A 15,848-nucleotide genomic window follows, 5' to 3' on the forward strand; every position below is an offset into this window, starting at 1 on the left:
TGCATACGTATGCCCTAGATTCGTTATTAAGCTAATTTCGCCGATTGGAGAAAGTTGTAATGTCCGTGGCCCTTAACATTCCGCTTGCAAAGCAAGGTATTTCAACGACTGCGCGCATTTTTGCCAATTTGGGAACGGCACCTCTGGTAGAGGCAGCGTTGGCCAACGGTGAAGGCATGCTCGCAAAAAACGGGCCGCTGGTTGTAAAGACCGGCGCCCATACAGGCCGCTCGGCGAAAGACAAATTCATCGTACGCGATGCAGAAACAGAAAACAGCATCTGGTGGGGCAAAACCAATGTGGCCATGGACCCCGCGCATTTCGCTGCGTTGAAGGAAGATTTCTTTGCGGCGCTTGGCGGCAAGGAAAAGCTGTATGTCGCTGATCTCTTCGGCGGTTCGCAGCCGGAGCATCGTGTGAACGTGCGCGTCATCAACGAATTGGCATGGCATAACCTGTTCATCCGCACGTTGCTGGTGCGGCCTTCCACAGAGGAGCTGGCAGGATTTGAACCCGAATACACAATCATAGATCTTCCGAGCTTCCGCGCCGATCCAGCGCGCCATGGTTGCCGGAGCGAAACCGTTATTGCAGTCAACTTCACCGAGAAGCTGATCTTGATCGGCGGCACCGCTTATGCTGGCGAAATGAAGAAGTCGGTCTTCGGCATTCTTAACTATCTACTTCCGACAAAGGGCGTGATGCCGATGCATTGCTCGGCCAATATTGGCGCAAATGGCGATACGGCTGTGTTTTTCGGACTTTCGGGCACAGGCAAAACGACACTGTCAGCCGACGCGAGCCGCACCCTGATCGGGGATGACGAACATGGTTGGTCGGACACTGCAGTCTTCAATTTCGAAGGCGGGTGCTACGCCAAGATGATCCGTTTGTCGGAAGAAGCCGAGCCAGAAATTTTTGCGACAACGAAGCGTTTCGGTACGGTTCTCGAAAATGTCGTGATGGATCCCGAAACCCGGGAACTGGATTTTGACGACGCCAGCTTGGCCGAAAACAGCCGGGGATCGTACCCAATTGAGTTCATTCCGAATGCTTCGGAAAAGAATATGGGTCCAGTGCCCAAGAATATCATCATGCTGACCGCAGATGCCTATGGCGTATTGCCTCCTATTGCGAAGCTGACGCCAGAGCAGGCGATGTATCACTTCCTATCGGGCTACACCGCACGGGTTGCTGGTACGGAAATCGGCGTGACCGAGCCGGAAGCAACCTTCTCGACCTGCTTCGGTGCGCCGTTCATGCCGCGTCACCCGAGCGTTTACGGCAATCTTTTGAAGGAGCGGATCGCCAAGGGCGCCGTACAGTGCTGGCTGGTGAATACCGGTTGGACCGGCGGTAAAGCGACGATGCCTGGCATCAGCCGCATGCCCATCAAAGCAACACGCGCACTTTTGAACGCTGCGCTTGATGGAAGCCTAAACAACGCGGAGTTCCAGAAGGACCCGAATTTCGGTTTCGAATTCCCCGTTTCAGTTCCAGGTGTAGACAGCGCCATCCTCAATCCGCGCGAAGCGTGGGTTGACAAGGCGGAGTATGACGCCACAGCCCGTAACCTGGTACAGCAATTCATTGATAACTTCGCGCAATTTGCCGATCATGTCGATGAAGGTGTAAGGCAGTCTGCACCCAAAGCAGCGTAATCGCCCGGACATTTCCGGGTCCAATAGAAAGCCCGGAAATGTCCGAATTTGAAGTCCGCCTATTCCAAGATGATGCCGCAATCGTTGCGATTGGCGAAGGCTTGCTTGCGCGCACGTTGCCCCGCGAAGCTTGGACGCATGAGGCGCACCTTGCCGCGTGCACTTGGATTGTTCGCGATCGTCCAGACATAACGCCCGAGGAAGATATGGCCGGGATCATCTCGACCTATAATGTGGCGGTGGGCGGCGTGAATGATGACAGCCAAGGCTATCACGAAACGATCACACAGGTTTATATTGCGGCGGTAAAGGCACACTTGGCTGAAGTCGAAAAGAACCTGCCACTTTGGCAGTCCGTGAACGCACTGCTTCTTTCGGAGCGGGGAGGGCGGGGGTTGCCGTTGAAATTCTATTCGAAAGAGCGTCTTTTTTCGGTCGAGGCACGGCGAAACTTTGTCGAACCGGATTTGCTGGAATTGGAGAAAATCTAGCGGCAACACAAACGCGTCGGTCAGGAGACGCGCGTCCAGTCCATCCACCAATTCCATTCCCAGTTCTCCCCACCATCCTTGGACGTGGATTGGTGCCAACGGCAACTTGTGGGCGTGATCCGGTCCCATGTGCCGCGATAAAGCCAGCGCACTCCGTCCACCACTTCTTCGCTGATGAATATTCCTTCACCATCGATAAACTCGCCCTTTTGCGCCGGATTGACGACGCCATTATAGGTGCCGGTCCAATGGTCGGCCCATTTCTTTTCCTGCGGTAGCCAGATGCGGATGCCCATTCCCATGAAGCTGCCATCGGGTTTGCGCAATTCTTCGATGCTGCCCATCCCGTCCAGAACACGATGAACCGTCGCGCCGCTATATGATTCTTCCCAGACATCGGTGGTGCCGTCTTTCAATCGCCGATGCGCGATTTTCCATTCGCCGGTTAGAAAATCAAAATCACCAATACCCTTTCCGGTTACTATTTTTTTTCCCGTCGATGAATAGTCGATGTCGTTCATTGCCAATGCTCCCTGAGATAATAGTAACAAGCCAGCAGATCCGGTCAGAAGGAGACGTCGATTGATGGGTGCGGTCATTTTTTCTCCTCCTCCGCAAGTGCAGAAACGGTTCCGGCATAAACAGCTATACCTGACACATCATGTCAGTTATTATCGGGTAGAGGCGAAATATGCGTGCAAGCCGGCTTTTATCGATCCTAATCCTGCTGCAATTGCGGGCCCGTCTGACGGCGGAATATTTAGCCGACGAGTTCGAAGTTTCGGTCCGGACGATATATCGCGATATCGACGCGTTGAGTGCGGCCGGTGTACCGGTTTACGGTGATCGGGGGCCGGGGGGCGGATTTTCGTTATTGGACGGGTATAAAACCCGGTTGACCGGTCTCAATGCATCCGAGGCCGAAGCTATGTTGATGATCGGACTACCGGGTCAAGCGGCAGAGTTGGGATTGGGGGCAGCAACCGAACGCGCCAGAGGCAAATTGCTGGCGGCGCTTACGCCGGAAGGCAGCGCGCTTGCCAGCCGGATCACCGGGCGGTTCCATCTCGATCCTGCTGATTGGTATCAAGCAGCCGAACCTGTTCCCTGCTTACCCGCCCTCGCGCGAGCAGTGATCGACAGTCATACGGTCTTTCTGGTCTATAAAAGCTGGAAGGGTGTGCGGGAGCGTAAAGTCGATCCTTTGGGTTTGGTTCAAAAGGGCGCAAAATGGTATCTTGTTGGCCGCGTTGACGAAAGTCTGCGGACTTATCGGGTCGGTTCGATACGAAAGATGGATGTTTTGGATCAGAGGTTTGAACGTCCCGCCAATTTCGAACTGGCCACATATTGGTCGCAGCAGTTGCAACGTTTTGAGCAGGAGTTGCGACCCGAAGTAGCGCAGATAACTGCATCCAATGAAGCATGTCGACGTTTGGCAGAACTGGGCGGCTATGCGGCACAGGCAGTCGCCGCCGCCACGGACGATGGGCAAGGCTGGCGTGAAATTTGCCTGCCATTTGAAAATAGCGACCAAGGCGCCCGCCTGTTGCTTTCATTGGGTCCTGAAGTACGTGTTGAGGGGCCTGCCAGTTTACGCAAAGCAATGCGTGAAATGGCCCAAGCAGTGCTCAAGAATCTGGAGGATGTCGAATGAGTCAGCCGATAATGCGCTTTAATCAGGGCGAATTGCTAGCCCAGATTGAAAAATTGCCCGAACATAGCCGGTTCCATTATCCGTTACGCCACGGATCCATGAAGGTGGGCATCTACGCACCGGTTGGTGTCGACGATCAAACTCCGCATAAACAGGATGAACTCTACATCATCATCTCGGGCAACGGAGTTTTTGAGCAGGAGGGCACATCGACACCCTTCGCACCGGGAGATGTTTTGTTTGTAAAGGCGGGCATAGCCCATCGTTTCGCCGAATTTTCAGAAGACTTCAAAACATGGGTGATTTTCTGGGGACCGGACGGCGGCGAATGACGATACACAATGTGCGATCGTCACGTCTTATGGAGTGATCCCCTCCACAAGCAATACGGCACCATCTGCCCCCGTTACGCGAACGCGAGACCCGAGAGCAGCGTCGGTTCCGCGTGCTGCCCAAACGGAGTCGCCGACTTTGACCCGTCCATGACCATCGGCAATTTCTTCCACCACGGTGACAATTTCACCTGTCAGGCGCGCGCCACGGTCATTCAGTTTCGGATCGTCCGTTTCGATCGGGTTGTTCGCAAGAAATTTTTTGCCTGCAAAGACAGTGAGCACTGATAGAACAGCAAACATTGCCACCTGATAAGCGACGGTGATTGGCAGGAAATAGTCGAGTACACCGACAATGATGGCGGCAAGGCCAAGCCACATCAGAAAGAAGCCTGGCGCGACCATTTCGGCCGCGCCAAGGATCAGGCCGAGCGAAAGCCAGAACCAGTGGGTAGATATGCTATCAAGCCATTCGGCCATGCTGAAACTCCTGTTGCCTAATGCGTGTGCCTCGCCCCTTCGGGGGCTTTATCGGGACATTATTTGTCTTTGGTTGCCAATGCCTCTTTTGCCAGCTCGCCAATGCCACCCAGGGTTCCAATTAACTGTGTTGCTTCAACGGGGAACAGGATCGTTTTGGCATTTGGCGAAGTTGCAAATTGGCTGACGGCTTCGGTATATTTTTGTGCGATAAAGTAGTTCAGCGCTTGCGTACCCGATGAGGCGATTGACTCTGAAACCATCACGGTCGCTTTTGCTTCTGCCTCCGCCTCACGTTCGCGAGCTTCTGCATCGCGGAATGCGGCTTCTTTACGACCTTCGGCCTGTAATATCTGGCTTTGCTTTTCGCCTTCGGCACGCAAAATTTCTGCTGCCCGCAAACCCTCGGCTTCCAATATCTGGGCCCGCTTTTCACGTTCTGCCTTCATCTGGCGCGCCATTGCATTGCTGATGTCAGCGGGCGGGCGGATATCTTTCACTTCGACGCGGGTAATCTTTACACCCCACGGACTGGTTGCATGATCCACCACAGACAACAGGCGACCATTGATATCGTCGCGCTTTGACAAGGTTTCGTCGAGGTCCATGCTGCCCATAACGGTACGCAAATTTGTCGTCGTGATCTGCATGATCGCCACATAAAGGTCGCTGACTTCGTAAGCGGCTTTTGCGGCGTCCAGCACCTGAAAAAACACGACAGCGTCGACGCCAACCATGGCGTTGTCCTTGGTGATGATTTCCTGTCCCGGAATATCGAGCACCTGTTCCATCATGTTCACTTTGCGCCCGACGCGATCAAAGAAGGGTATGATAATGGTCAAGCCGGGCTGGGCGGCGTGGGTGAAGCGCCCGAAGCGTTCAATTGTGTACACAAATCCCTGTTGTACGACCGTTACCCCCATCATCACAAAAATGATGACGATCAGCACCAGAAAGCCGAAAAAATATTCCATGAAATTCCCTCCGTTTGACCTGAAACAGATTGTCGTAAATATGGCATCACTTGCCAAGGAAAATCGGTTTGCCTCGAAGAATAATCGTCGCAGAAGATGTGCTGTCCATTTCCAGTTAAAATGGGGTTTTGAATAGTTTTATGAAATCCATCGATCGTTTGAAGTTCGTTCGCTCGGCGCTTTACGTGCCGGCATCCAATGCGCGTGCGCTTGAAAAGGCGCTGGGTTTGTCTGCCGATATGATTATCGTCGATCTGGAAGATGCGGTTCCCGAAGATGCAAAGGCGCAAGCAAGGAACGCCGCATTGGCTTATGCGAAAGCCGGTGTGGGAAACCGACTGCTGGCCATTCGTGCCAATGCTTTTGACAGCGCCCATCATGCGGACGATGTGGCAGCGCTTAAAAATTGTGCTGCCGACTTCGTGGTGTTGCCGAAAGTCGAGGATGTATCCGAGATTTCAGATTTCGGCGTCCCGTTGCTTGCGATGGTTGAAACGCCGAAGGGCCTTTTTAACGCTCGGTCGATTGCGGGACATCCAACTGTCGCCGGACTTATTGCCGGTATCAATGATATCGCGGCCCAAACTGGGATACGACCCGGTCCAAATCGGGAGGGGCTGGAGCTGTCACTGCAGATGATCGTGCTGGCGGCTTCGGAATTCGGAAAGCCACGCTTTGACGGCGTGTGCAACCGGCTGGATGACCTTGATGGATTTGATGCCGAATGTCGCCAGGGGGCGACCTTCGGATTCACAGGGAAAACCCTTATCCATCCCAACCAGATTAGTTCCGCAAATGCGGCCTTCGGCCCAAGTGCGTCGGCCATTGCCGAAGCGGAAGAACTGATTGCGGCGAGCCGAGGCGGGGCACAGCGATTTAAGGGTCGCATGATTGAATCGATGCATGTAGAGGAGGCTAAATTGACGATAGAACGTTCCCGACATGCGATGGGTGACGTCATCGATTAGCCTGGAGCGGAAATTAGATGCGCCTGTTTTTGAGAGCGGTTTTTGCGGTAGTAGTTCTTGGTGTTTCTGTTCCTGCACTCGCCAAAGGCGTGAGCGAAACCGATTTGCGTGAACATATTGCTGTACTGGCGAGCGACGAATTCGAAGGTCGCAAACCGGGTACCGAGGGCGAAGCAAAAACCGTCAAATATATTGCCGAGCAATGGGCCAAGGCGGGGCTCAAACCTGCCGCCGGTGACGGTAGCTGGTTCGAACCTGTGCCGTTAATCCAGCGCGGACGTGGTGATGCGACCTATGCCTTCAATGCAAAGGGAAGAAAACTGCGGATTGTGTCCGACGAAATCGTCCTGATTGGCAAGGAAGCTGCCTACGCCAAAAATGATCTGCCGGTTGTGTTTACTGGCATAGGCGTCAAATCGGACGGAAGCGTGGGTGCCGATGTGGCGGGCAAACTTGCTCTGGTGCTTTTCGAAGCAGACAATGCTCCTGCAAAGATGAAGTCGCCCCGCGCACGGCGGGAGGCATTGATCGAAGCAGGGGCCGAAGGCGTGATCTTTGTTGGCGATAGCCAGGGCAATTGGCCGACTTTGCGGCGTCAACTGCTATCGCGTCCAATAGGATTGGAAAGCCGTGAAAAGCGGGCGAATCTCGAAGGTGCCATCAGTTCCGAATTTGCGGTCGCGATGGTGACCGCGGCGGGACGTGACTGGGATAAACTTCGTGCGCATGCGAAGGGCGCCGATTATGCGGGTGAGTCGTTGGGTGTAGAGGCTGACTTCAACGTCACGACCGACATTTACCGTTTCAAAAGCTCCAATGTGATTGGGAAGCTTGCCGGAAAGAAGAAAGGCAGCGGTGCTGTGCTCTATATGGGGCATTGGGACCATCTCGGTATCTGCGCGCCCGAAGATGCACCGGACCGGATCTGCAACGGAGCCGTCGATAATGCGAGCGGTATCGCCGTACTGACCGAAGTCGCCCAACGGCTGGCCAAGAAGCGTCATGACCGTGATATCTATTTCATTGCCACCACAGCGGAGGAAAGCGGACTTTTGGGGGCTTACGCCTATGCGGATAAGCCGGTCTTCCCGCTGGAGGATATCGTCATCTCGCTCAACGTCGACACGATTGCAATTGCACCACGCAATTCCAAAGTCGCCATAATCGGCCGCGGCACGACATCGCTGGATGCTACGGTAGAGGCAGTTGCGCGCAAGACGGGCAGAGCCATTGAAAGCTCGACTGATGCGAATGATTTCATCCAGCGCCAGGATGGTTGGGCTTTGGCACAAAAGGGCGTGCCTGCATTGATGGTGGGCGGCTCCTTTGCCGATCTTGACCTGATGCAGAAATTCCTGGGCAGCGATTATCACGGACCAAATGACGAGTTGACGGACCAGACCGAACTGGGTGGTGCGGCCGAGGACGCGGACCTTCACATTGCGCTTGGGAACTATTTTGCCGATACGCGCAAATATAAAGCTGCGAAGGCTGGCGAATAGAGGCCTTACTGTTTACATGGGCCGCCACGAATCGAACGATAACGCGAACGTAGAAGCGGTGGCAGCATGAAAGACATTCCTCTCGGCCTTACATTTGACGACGTGCTGTTGCAGCCGGCCGCCTCGGACATGCTCCCGAGCCAGGCCGACACGCGCACGCGGCTGACTCAAGCCATTTCGCTTAACATTCCCATTCTGTCATCGGCTATGGACACAGTGACCGAGGCGCGCATGGCAATCGTGATGGCGCAGTTGGGCGGCATTGGCGTTTTGCATCGCAACCTCAGCATTGAAGAACAATGTGCAGCTGTGCGGCAAGTAAAGCGCTTTGAGAGCGGGATGGTGGTAAACCCCATCACCATCACACCGGACGCGACTTTGGCCGACGCGCAGACGCTTATGGCCACACATTCCATTTCCGGTATTCCGGTCGTTGAGAATGGCGGCAAGTTGGTTGGCATTCTGACTAACCGTGATGTGCGCTTTGCTGAAAATCCCCTGCAACCGGTCTCGGAACTGATGACCCATCAGGATCTGGCCACCGTGTCACCCGGCGTCACCCAAGAAGAGGCGCGTCGATTGCTGCATCAGCGGCGGATTGAAAAACTGTTGGTGGTAGACGACAATTACCGGTGCATCGGCTTGATCACCGTCAAGGATATTGAAAAGGCCGTTTTATATCCCGAGGCAACCAAGGATAAATCCGGACGGCTACGTGTCGCTGCGGCAACCACTGTTGGTGAAAAGGGCATGGCCTATACAAAGGCCCTGATCGATGCCGAATGTGACTTGATTGTTGTGGATACCGCACATGGGCACAGCGCAATGGTGGCTGCGGCAGTTTCGGAAATCAAGCGCATGGCCCCCGAAGTGCAGGTTGTTGCCGGCAATGTTGCGACTGCCGAAGCGACACGGGCTCTGATTGACGCGGGCGCGGATGGTATCAAGGTCGGGATAGGTCCGGGCTCGATTTGCACGACGCGCGTCGTGGCAGGGGTGGGCGTACCGCAACTGACCGCAGTTATGGAATCTGCTGCGGAAGCGGCGAAATCCAATATTCCCGTGATAGCGGATGGCGGTCTGCGCACATCCGGTGATGTTGCAAAGGCGCTGGCCGCCGGTGCGTCTTCGGTGATGGTCGGATCGCTCCTCGCCGGTACTGAAGAAGCGCCGGGCGAGACTTTTCTGTACCAGGGGCGCGCCTACAAAAGCTATCGTGGTATGGGCTCTGTCGGTGCAATGGCACGTGGGTCGGCCGACCGTTATTTCCAGCAGGACATCAAGGACCAGCTCAAGCTGGTTCCCGAAGGTATCGAAGGACAGGTACCTTTCAAAGGTCCTGCGCGTGACGTCATCCACCAGCTTGTTGGCGGCGTAAAAGCGGCGATGGGCTACACCGGATCGCGAACAATTGCCGATCTTCAGCAGCGTGCCCGTTTCGTCCGCATCACCAATGCCGGATTGCGCGAAAGCCATGTGCATGACGTGACGATTACGCGTGAAGCGCCCAATTATCCGACCCGATAATCCATGAGGCCGGCAGCGCGTCTGCAATCGGCAATTGAATTGCTCGACGCGATACTTGTCGCGGCGAAAGATGGTGGGGCATCTGCCGACCAGTTGGCTAAATCTTTCTTTGCCGAGCGGCGGTATGCAGGCTCGAAAGACCGCAGGGCCGTGCGTGATCTGGCATGGCGGGCGATCCGTCGCTTTGGTGAACCGCCGCCAAGCGCGCGTTCCGCCTTCATTGCCCTTGCCGACGAAGATGCAGAGATTGCGGCCTTGTTTGATGGTAGCGATTACGGTCCCGCCGCGATTGGGCCTCAGGAGCAGCGCGCACAGGGCGGACCTTTGCCGGCATGGATACTGCCACATCTCAGCATCCTGGTCGATGATTCCGAGCGACCTGCGCTGCTCGACCGTGCTCCGCTCGATATCCGGGTCAATGCGTTAAAGGCAACGCGCGAAGAGGTGGTTCGGCAACTGCCGGAGGCAGAGATATTACATCAATCGCCCTATGCACTGCGTCTTCCGGCCGGATTTCCGGTCGACAACCATCCGCTGTTTGCCGCTGGCCTCGCTGAAATTCAGGATTTGGGCAGCCAACTGATCGTCGACGCCTGCGCCGCAGTCGCCGGAATGACCGCGCTGGACTTATGTGCAGGGGCTGGCGGAAAAACACTGGCATTGGCCGCGGCAATGCAAAATAAGGGCACGTTGATTGCGTGCGATACCAACAGGAATCGCCTCCAAAAGCTTCAGCCACGTCAAATACGGGCTGGTGTATCCAATATCCAAACACAGTTGCTCGACCCGGGGCGTGAAACTGACATGCTTTCTAAATATTCGGGGGAGTGTGATCTTGTTCTGATCGACGCCCCCTGTTCGGGTAGCGGAACTTGGCGTCGTAATCCTGAAACGCGATGGCGTCTTAATCCCCAGCGGCTTGAACGCGTATGCGCCGACCAAGAAAAGATACTGAATATTGGCGCAGAATTGGTCGCGTCTGGTGGACATCTTGTATATGCTGTATGCTCGATCTTAGCGGATGAAGGCAGGGGGCAAGTGAACAAGTTTCTGGACACACATCCTGATTGGCGTGCCGTTGATCCCTGTGTGGTTGCGGGCCGAACGGAAGGTGCAGGAATTCTGTTGACCCCGAACCATGATGGATCCGACGGATTTTTCTTCGCGCGACTTAAGAAGTTGTGATAGTGATGCAACTTAAACAGATTTGGACATTAATTATGCGTTTTTCTCCGGCTGCGATTGCACTTTCACTTAGCTTTGCCATGATTTCCAGTGCGGGAATTGGAAGTCGCGCCGACGATGATATCGATCCTCAATCCATTGCCTTGTTGCAATCGGGGCAAGAGGCAATGAAGACGGGTAAAGTTGAAGAAGCCATTGATTGGTATGAAACAGCTCTTGCAGTCGATCCACGCAATCGCGCTGCTTATATCGCCATGGCGGAAGCGGTGCGCAAGCAGGGCCTGAATGGCAAAGCGATCCGATTCTACAAAGAGGCACTCGAAATTGATCCCAACGATCAACTCGCCTTGGGTGGCCAAGCCGAAGCAATGATTGCCAAAGGTGCGATTGAACCTGCACGGAAAAATATTGCGCGCTTAAAAATGTTGTGCCGTAGCGATTGCGGCATAGTCGACAAGCTCGCTTTAGCCGCCACCAAAGCTAGCGAAAAGCCACAACTTCAGGCGAGCGCTCTTGAAATCAAACCAACAGTTGGTGAGGCGCCAAAATCCCAACCCAATTGATCTGTCGGATTAAGGTCAGATCAAATCGCCAAATTCCGTCACGAGACTTTCGTACAAACGTTTTTTGAACGGGACGATCAGTTGGGGCAGCCTTTCGGGACTCACCCATTGCCAGCGCGAAAACTCGGGGTGGTCGGTTTCGATGTTTATATCGCTGTCTTTTCCCTTGAATCGCATCAAAAACCACCACTGGCGCTGCCCGCGATATTTGCCCTTCCAGATTTTTCCGAGCAGCTCGTCCGGTAAATCATAAAAATGCTCGTTACGGCTGCGGGCGATCACATCGACAAGTTCCGGCGCAATGCCGGTTTCTTCTACCAATTCGCGCAGCGCAGCTTTTTCGGCGTCTTCACCTTCATCAATCCCGCCCTGGGGCATTTGCCAGGCATCACCTTCCGGAGCTTTGTCAATGCGCTGACCTACAAAAACCTTCCCTTCGGTATTGGCAAGCATGATTCCCGCGCAAGGGCGGTACGGTAATTCTGCAAATTTCGGGTTCATGCGTCAGCCATGACCTCAGCGAGCAGGGATTTCAAGGCCTCAATATTTCCTTCAACATCTTGTTGTGTCGAGGGAATCGCCTGGCGAACGTTTATATGACCGTGAATCGTTCCTTCTGCGTTGCGATGTTCGACCCGAACGCCAGCCTTTCTAAGTTTCTCGACATAGGCGATCCCTTGATCCCGCAAGGGATCAAGGCTTGCAGTCGTGACAAGGCTTGGCGGCATTCCTTCTTGATCAAAATTCAGGGGCTCCGCGCGAAAATCACCAGGTGTTGCCGCGTGACCTTCGCCGAAATAGGCCATAGCTTCATCGGTCAGCAAATAGCCCGTGCCGAATTCCCGCATGCTCGGCCAGTCGGCGTCCAGCGTAACAACAGGATAGATTGGATGTTGTACCAAAACGGGAACATCGGCAGGCTTGTCCCGCAGTGCCATCGTCGTCACGATCGTCAAATTCCCGCCAGCGCTATCGCCCGACGTTATGAGGCCAGTTACCTGCAAGCCAAGCTCTACAGGACTCGACGCAATCCATCGCGTTGCCGCCTCGCAATCTTCGGCAGGTGCGGGGAAGGGATGTTCAGGCGAGAGGCGGTAGTCAATGGAGATGACCGGCAAGTCGAGCAAGCGCGCAACTTCAGCGCAATAAGGTTCGTATGTGTAAAGGCTGCCAATGACAAAGCCGCCTCCATGATAAAACACCATTACAGGCCCTGCAGCGCGATCCTCTCGTTTGTCGTATAGGCGGGCGGGGATTGATCCAGCCGGACCCGGAATAGTGATGTCTCGAATAACGGCAAGTTCCCCAACGGGAGCATCGGCAACATCACGCATGGCGGCGGTCATCGCACGCGCGTCGTTCGGGGAAACCTCCCAAAATTTGGGACCAGGCACAGCATTTAGAAATTGCAGGAACAGGGCAACATCAGGCCGTACATATGGTTCGTTATCGCTCATCTTATTCTCCATCCGTCGTACCTGATAAGGTGCCTTACCGGACAGGTCTAGCATATGCGCACATAGTTTTTCTAACATTGCAGTGCAGTCGGAATGGGATTAGGCAAAACAGCAACAGAAAAGTAAACTTGAAACGGGCTGGAACGAATGGCTACGGCATTCAAAGAAGAGAACACGGGCGCGCATACGCCTATTCATAGCGACGCGGTCGTCGTACGTTTTGCGGGCGATAGTGGCGACGGCATGCAGTTGACTGGGGGGCAATTTACATTGTCCTCGGCACTGGCGGGTAACGACTTTGCTACATTTCCTGATTTTCCCGCGGAAATTCGGGCTCCGCAAGGCACGCTCTTCGGCGTTTCCGCTTTCCAGATCAATTTCGGTTCTCAGGCAATAGATACTGCGGGCGACCAGCCAGATGTTTTGGTTGCCATGAATCCCGCTGCGCTCAAAACCAATGTAGGGTCATTGCGCGAAGGCGGTTTGATCATCGCAGATACGGGTGAGTTTACGCCACGCAATCTGGACAAGGCCAAGTACACTACCAATCCATTCGAAGATGGCAGCTTGGCCAAGTGGAAGGTGTTGGCATTCGACATCAGTGCGCTGACGATGGAATCGGTCAAGCCATATGGGCTGGGTAACAAGGAAGCGCTTCGGTGCAAGAATATGTGGACGCTCGGTTTGGCGCTGTGGATGTTCGACCGCGACCGTCAACCGATCATAGACTGGCTTAACGCCAAATTCGCGAAGAACCAGATTCTGGCGGACGCCAATATTGCCGCTCTAAATGCCGGCCATGCTTATGGTGAAACAGCCGAACTTTCCGGGCCCCTAAAACAATATCATGTTGATGCAGCACCCGCACCTTCGGGTTTATATCGCACAGTTACCGGCGCTGAGTCGATTTCCTATGGCTTGGTGGCTGGTGCACAACTGGCTGGCCTGAAAATGTTCTTTGGCGGTTATCCGATTACGCCCGCGTCCGCCATTCTGCACCATTTGTCGCGGTTGAAAGAATATGGGATTACGACATTCCAGGCGGAGGACGAAATCGCAGCTATCTGCTCGGCAATCGGTGCAAGTTATGCCGGACAATTGGGTGTCACCAGCTCGTCCGGTCCCGGTATCGCCCTCAAAGGGGAAGCGATGGGTTTGGCCATTATGACCGAATTGCCCTTGGTAATCGTTAATAGCCAGCGTGGCGGACCATCCACCGGTCTCCCTACTAAGACGGAACAATCGGACTTGTATCAGGCCGTGTATGGCCGCAATGGCGACGCTCCGATGCCTGTCATAGCAGCACGCTCGCCTGTCGATGCATTTGATTGCGCCGTAGAGGCGGTTCGAATTGCGGTTGAGTATATGACCCCGGTCATGTTGCTCACCGACGGCTATATCGCAAATGCGGCTGAACCTTGGAAGGTGCCGGATTTGGCTAGCTACAAGCCGTTCCCGGTTGAATTTCTGGAATCGGTGCCGGAAGGTGGGTTTAAACCCTATGCGCGCGACCACAAGTTGAAGCGTCCCTGGGTCAAGCCAGGAACACCCGGTTTGCTGCACCGGATTGGCGGTATCGAAAAGGAAGTCGACACCGGCCATATCAACTATGCACCGGCCAACCATCAGGCAATGACCGATATCCGCTCGGCTAAGGTCAACGGCGTTGCGGACAGCATTCCCGACCAATTGGTCGAGCAAGGTGCGAAAGGCGCCAAGATTGCGGTTGTCGGGTGGGGGTCAACTTACGGTCCAATTGCGCAAGCCGTCCGCCGCAAGCGTGCAGAAGGATTGGACGTTGCCCATGTGCACATCCGTCATATCTGGCCAATGCCGAAGAATTTGGGCGAGGTGCTGAAAAGCTTTGACCATATCATCGTGCCCGAAATGAACACCGGCCAGTTGAAAACTGTGCTGCGTGACCAGTTTCTCGTCGATGCCAAGCCCGTGAACAAAGTTTCCGGACAACCCTTTACCATTGCAGAAATCGAAGCCGCGATCGAAGGTGCATTATCATGAACGACATGACCCCTGTAAAAGCTTCAAGCCCCAAAGACTGGGAAACTGATCAGGAAGTCCGCTGGTGCCCGGGTTGCGGTGATTACGCTATTTTGAAAGCCGTACAGCGGACGATGCCCGAACTGGGCAGCACGCCCGAAAATACGGTCTTCATCAGCGGCATCGGCTGTTCGTCGCGCTTTCCCTATTATATGGAAACCTATGGCTTCCATACGATCCACGGTCGTGCACCCGCTATCGCCACCGGCGTAAAGCTGGCAAATCCCGATCTCGACGTCTGGATCATTACTGGAGACGGTGACGCTCTTTCTATCGGCGGCAATCACACCATGCATCTGCTGCGCCGCAATCTGGATTGCCAGATCATGCTGTTCAACAATGAGATATATGGTTTGACCAAAGGGCAGTATTCGCCCACCAGCCGTGTTGGGACCACAAGTCCATCCACGCCTTACGGTTCAGTTGACCGGCCGGCGACCCCCTGTGCTTTCGCATTGGGTGCAGGTGCGCGCTTTGTCGCCCGCGGGTTTGATGTGTCCAAAAATCTGCCCGAAGTGCTGAAGGCCGCGCATGCCCATCGCGGGGCAGCTTTCATTGAGATCTTCCAGAACTGCATCGTATACAACAAAGATGTTTTCGAAGATTTCGCCGCACCTAAGGGTGCTGAGGACCGGCAACTGTGGCTGCGCAATGGCGAGCCGATGCTTTTCGCAAAAGGTGAAAAAGGTATCGCGCTCGATGCTGACGCGTTGACCTTGAAGGTGGTTGATGTTGTCGATGGCGATTGGCAGTCGGCGGGCGTTATCGTCCATGATGTCACCAACCGTTCGGTTGCACATATGTTGGTGGAAATGCGTTTTGGCGAGTTTCCGATGGCACTTGGTGTCCTGTATGACGATCCGCGTCCAACGTTCAACGATGCCGTAATTGCGCAAAATGAATCGGCAAGTGCGGGCAAAACTGCAGACCTTGGAAAGCTTTTGGCGAAGGGGCAGACTTGGACTGTAGAAGAAGGGCATCCCGAAACCTGAC

The 15,848-nt window shown here is 54.5% G+C and carries 16 protein-coding genes; 11 read left to right on the top strand and 5 right to left on the bottom strand.

What is annotated here, in order from left to right; translation table 11 throughout:
- The first annotated feature begins 59 nt into the window (after positions 1-59).
- The gene (locus tag FOM92_RS02740; RefSeq protein ID WP_143775250.1) at positions 60-1,661 is read left to right on the top strand and encodes a phosphoenolpyruvate carboxykinase; all 1,602 of its coding nucleotides are present in this window, start codon (positions 60-62) and stop codon (positions 1,659-1,661) included.
- Positions 1,662-1,699: 38 nt separating this feature from the next.
- Entirely contained in the window at positions 1,700-2,152 is a 453-nt protein-coding gene (locus FOM92_RS02745) for a lysozyme family protein (protein ID WP_143775251.1), read from the top strand.
- A 20-nt stretch (positions 2,153-2,172) separates the two neighbouring features.
- Here FOM92_RS02745 and FOM92_RS02750 read toward each other — a convergent pair whose 3' ends face one another.
- Positions 2,173-2,673: a hypothetical protein gene (locus FOM92_RS02750; RefSeq protein WP_143775252.1), complete on the bottom strand. Its 501-nt coding sequence runs from the start codon at positions 2,671-2,673 to the stop codon at positions 2,173-2,175.
- A 170-nt stretch (positions 2,674-2,843) separates the two neighbouring features.
- Here FOM92_RS02750 and FOM92_RS02755 point away from each other — a divergent pair, with 170 nt between their 5' ends.
- Together FOM92_RS02755 and FOM92_RS02760 are read left to right on the top strand one after the other, a co-directional pair.
- On the top strand, positions 2,844-3,809 hold the full coding sequence (locus FOM92_RS02755; RefSeq protein ID WP_143775253.1) for a helix-turn-helix transcriptional regulator: 966 nt from the start codon (positions 2,844-2,846) through the stop codon (positions 3,807-3,809).
- A complete protein-coding gene (locus FOM92_RS02760) occupies positions 3,806-4,141 on the top strand; it encodes a cupin domain-containing protein (RefSeq protein ID WP_211347341.1) in 336 nt (111 codons plus the stop codon). Before FOM92_RS02755 ends, FOM92_RS02760 begins: the two co-directional genes overlap by 4 nt.
- 27 nt (positions 4,142-4,168) lie before the next feature.
- Here FOM92_RS02760 and FOM92_RS02765 read toward each other — a convergent pair whose 3' ends face one another.
- Positions 4,169-4,621 carry an NfeD family protein gene (locus FOM92_RS02765; protein ID WP_143775254.1) on the bottom strand — a complete coding sequence of 151 codons (453 nt, stop codon included), beginning with the start codon at positions 4,619-4,621 and terminating at the stop codon, positions 4,169-4,171.
- A gap of 59 nt (positions 4,622-4,680) precedes the next feature.
- On the bottom strand, positions 4,681-5,595 hold the full coding sequence (locus FOM92_RS02770; protein ID WP_143775255.1) for an SPFH domain-containing protein: 915 nt from the start codon (positions 5,593-5,595) through the stop codon (positions 4,681-4,683).
- A gap of 140 nt (positions 5,596-5,735) precedes the next feature.
- Here FOM92_RS02770 and FOM92_RS02775 point away from each other — a divergent pair, with 140 nt between their 5' ends.
- The 5 genes from FOM92_RS02775 (at position 5,736) to FOM92_RS02795 (ending at position 11,340) form a co-directional block, all read left to right on the top strand.
- Complete coding sequence (locus FOM92_RS02775) at positions 5,736-6,563, top strand: HpcH/HpaI aldolase/citrate lyase family protein (RefSeq protein WP_143775256.1); 828 nt, start codon at positions 5,736-5,738, stop codon at positions 6,561-6,563.
- A 17-nt stretch (positions 6,564-6,580) separates the two neighbouring features.
- Positions 6,581-8,065, top strand: a complete 1,485-nt coding sequence (locus FOM92_RS02780) for a M28 family peptidase (protein WP_143775257.1) — start codon at positions 6,581-6,583, stop codon at positions 8,063-8,065.
- Positions 8,066-8,131: 66 nt separating this feature from the next.
- Positions 8,132-9,592, top strand: coding sequence for an IMP dehydrogenase (guaB, locus tag FOM92_RS02785; RefSeq protein WP_143775258.1), 1,461 nt, complete (start codon positions 8,132-8,134; stop codon positions 9,590-9,592).
- A 3-nt stretch (positions 9,593-9,595) separates the two neighbouring features.
- Positions 9,596-10,777: an RsmB/NOP family class I SAM-dependent RNA methyltransferase gene (locus FOM92_RS02790; protein ID WP_143775259.1), complete on the top strand. Its 1,182-nt coding sequence runs from the start codon at positions 9,596-9,598 to the stop codon at positions 10,775-10,777.
- A 5-nt stretch (positions 10,778-10,782) separates the two neighbouring features.
- A complete protein-coding gene (locus FOM92_RS02795; RefSeq protein ID WP_246087131.1) occupies positions 10,783-11,340 on the top strand; it encodes a tetratricopeptide repeat protein in 558 nt (185 codons plus the stop codon).
- Positions 11,341-11,355: 15 nt separating this feature from the next.
- Here FOM92_RS02795 and FOM92_RS02800 read toward each other — a convergent pair whose 3' ends face one another.
- Together FOM92_RS02800 and FOM92_RS02805 are read right to left on the bottom strand one after the other, a co-directional pair.
- Positions 11,356-11,841: an RNA pyrophosphohydrolase gene (locus FOM92_RS02800; protein ID WP_143775260.1), complete on the bottom strand. Its 486-nt coding sequence runs from the start codon at positions 11,839-11,841 to the stop codon at positions 11,356-11,358.
- Positions 11,838-12,797, bottom strand: coding sequence for an alpha/beta hydrolase (locus tag FOM92_RS02805; RefSeq protein ID WP_143775261.1), 960 nt, complete (start codon positions 12,795-12,797; stop codon positions 11,838-11,840). The genes FOM92_RS02800 and FOM92_RS02805 overlap by 4 nt, the downstream gene beginning before the upstream one ends.
- 147 nt (positions 12,798-12,944) lie before the next feature.
- Here FOM92_RS02805 and FOM92_RS02810 point away from each other — a divergent pair, with 147 nt between their 5' ends.
- Both FOM92_RS02810 and FOM92_RS02815 read left to right on the top strand, forming a co-directional pair.
- Positions 12,945-14,816: a 2-oxoacid:acceptor oxidoreductase subunit alpha gene (locus FOM92_RS02810; RefSeq protein WP_143775262.1), complete on the top strand. Its 1,872-nt coding sequence runs from the start codon at positions 12,945-12,947 to the stop codon at positions 14,814-14,816.
- Positions 14,813-15,847, top strand: a complete 1,035-nt coding sequence (locus FOM92_RS02815; RefSeq protein ID WP_143775263.1) for a 2-oxoacid:ferredoxin oxidoreductase subunit beta — start codon at positions 14,813-14,815, stop codon at positions 15,845-15,847. Before FOM92_RS02810 ends, FOM92_RS02815 begins: the two co-directional genes overlap by 4 nt.
- Position 15,848 lies beyond the last annotated feature (1 nt).

It is taken from the genome of Sphingorhabdus contaminans, from assembly GCF_007280415.1.
Taxonomy (GTDB): Bacteria; Pseudomonadota; Alphaproteobacteria; order Sphingomonadales; family Sphingomonadaceae; genus Sphingorhabdus_B; species Sphingorhabdus_B contaminans.